Consider the following 2,322-nt stretch of genomic DNA (forward strand, 5'->3'; position numbering starts at 1 on the left):
CATCCCAGCGAAAGCTGGGACCGCTGGCAGTGCTTGAGGCGAAACCTATCGTCGAGGTGCCCTGACGCTGGCTCACGCCTAAAGATTTTCCAGCGGTCCCAGCCTTCGCTGGGATGACGGGCGTTTTGCTGGGAACGGGGAGAGCATTGCCCTCCCCCGAAATCACCCCTGCACCGTCTCCGTAATTCCCGCCAGGTGCAGCTTGTGCGCCAGATACCGCTCGGCATCGAGCGCGGCCATGCAGCCCACGCCCGCAGCGGTGATCGCCTGACGGTAGACATGGTCCGACACGTCGCCCGCCGCGAAGACGCCGGGAATGGCGGTCTTGGGGGTGCCCGGCTCGACGATCAGATAGCCGGTGTCGTCCATCGCCAGCTTGCCCTTGAACAGCTCGGTCGCGGGCGCGTGGCCGATCGCGACGAAGGCGCCGTCGGCCAGCAGCTCGCTCTGCTCGCCGGTCTCGGTGTCGATCAGCGCTAGAGCGCGCAGGGCGCCGTTCTCACCCGCGAGGAAGCGGTCGACCTTCTTGTTCCAGACCGTCGTGATCTTGGGGTGCGCGAAGAGGCGATCCTGCAGGATCTTCTCCGAACGCAGCGAATCGCGGCGGTGCACCAGCACCACCTCGGTCGCGTGGTTGGTGAGGTAGAGCGCTTCCTCGACCGCGGTGTTGCCGCCGCCGATCACGACCACCTTCTTGCCGCGATAGAAGAACCCATCGCAGGTCGCGCAGGCCGAGACGCCCTTGCCCGAAAGTTCCTGCTCGCCGGGGACGCCCAGCCACTTGGCCTGCGCGCCGGTGGCGATGACGAGGGTGTCGCCTTCGTAGATATCGCCGCCGTCACCGGTCGCGATGAAGGTGTCGCCCGAAAGATCGACGTTGGTGATCGTGTCCCACATCATGCGGGTGCCGACGTGGACCGCCTGCGCTTCCATCTCCTGCATCAGCCAGGGGCCCTGGATGACCTCGCGGAAGCCGGGGTAGTTCTCGACGTCGGTGGTGATGGTCAGCTGGCCGCCGGGCTGCAGGCCCTGCACCACGATCGGCTCCATCCCCGCGCGCGCGCCGTAGATGGCGGCGGAAAGTCCGGCCGGGCCGGAACCGATGATGAGCATGCGGGTCTTGTGCGTGGTCGCCATTTCGTAACTCTCGCGTGAAATCCTTGGCCCGCGAGATAGGGCCTTGCGCCTCGCTCGCCAAGCGCTGCGGCGGAAAAGCATTACTTTCATCCCCGCAAATTCGCCCTTGGATTGACCTGTGCGGCGCGCGTCCCCATCCAACGAGGATGAAGAACCAGCTCGGCCCCACCTCGAACCGTTTCGTCTCGCAGCGCCTGCGCCTGCACTATGTCGATTGGGGCAATTCCGATGCCCCGCCGCTGATCCTGCAGCATGGCGGGCGCGACCACTGCCGCAGCTGGGACTGGGTGGCCGAGGAACTGCGCCGCGACTGGCACGTCATCTGTCCGGACCTGCGCGGCCACGGCGACAGCGAGTGGAGCCCGGAGGGGCACTACGGCATGGACGCCTTCGTCTACGACTTCGCGCAGCTGGTGCATACCCTCGGGCACGAGCAGGTGACGATCGTAGCGCACTCTCTGGGCGGCAACATCGCGACGCGCTTCACCGGGCTGTTCCCCGAGAAAGTGGCGAAGTTCGTCAACATCGAGGGCCTCGGCCCGCCGCCGGCCATGCGGCGCGAGCAGGAGAGCGAGGGCGCGGGGCCGCGCCTGCGCAAGTGGGTGGAAGACAAGCGCAAGGCCTCGGCTCGCACGGTACGCAAGTACGCCTCCCTGCGCGACGCCTACCAGCGCATGAAGGAGGAAAACGGCTTCCTCACCGACGAACAGGCCCGCCATCTCACCATCCATGGCGCCACCCGCAACGAGGACGGCACCTGGAGCTGGAAGTTCGACAATTACCTGAACGTCTGGACCGCCTCGGACCTGCCCACCGATCACATCGTCGAACTGTGGCGGGCGATAACCTGTCCCACGCTGATGCTGTGGGGCAAGGACAGCTTCGCCGCCAGCCCGGCAGGCGACGGACGGATGGAGTTCTTCCCGAGCGCGCGGCTGATCGAGTACGAGAACGCCGGGCACTGGCTCCACCACGACCAGTTCGACCGGTTCATGGGCGATGTGCAGGCGTTTCTGGCATAAGTTACTCCCCCCGTGGGAAGGATGCACGCGCGTCGCCATCCCCAACGTCGGATCCCCAACGTCGTCATCCCAGCGAAGGCTGGGACCGCTGGCCGCGCAAAGCCCAACCCTCGACAGGGCGTTTGAACGATAGTTGGCCGTAACAGGCCAGCGGTCCCAGCTT

At 66.1% G+C, this 2,322-nt stretch carries 2 protein-coding genes; one reads left to right on the forward strand and one right to left on the reverse strand.

From position 1 onward, the window contains the following. Positions 1–162: 162 nt before the first annotated feature. Positions 163–1,137 (reverse strand): thioredoxin-disulfide reductase, encoded by a 975-nt coding sequence (gene trxB / locus ACYPYD_RS09140; RefSeq protein WP_069707683.1) that lies wholly within the window; start codon positions 1,135–1,137, stop codon positions 163–165. 146 nt (positions 1,138–1,283) lie between these two features. Here trxB and ACYPYD_RS09145 point away from each other — a divergent pair, with 146 nt between their 5' ends. Next, positions 1,284–2,159: an alpha/beta fold hydrolase gene (locus tag ACYPYD_RS09145; RefSeq protein WP_211149982.1), complete on the forward strand. Its 876-nt coding sequence runs from the start codon at positions 1,284–1,286 to the stop codon at positions 2,157–2,159. The last annotated feature ends 163 nt before the right edge of the window (positions 2,160–2,322 follow it).

Source organism: Novosphingobium sp. 11B (assembly GCF_054589055.1).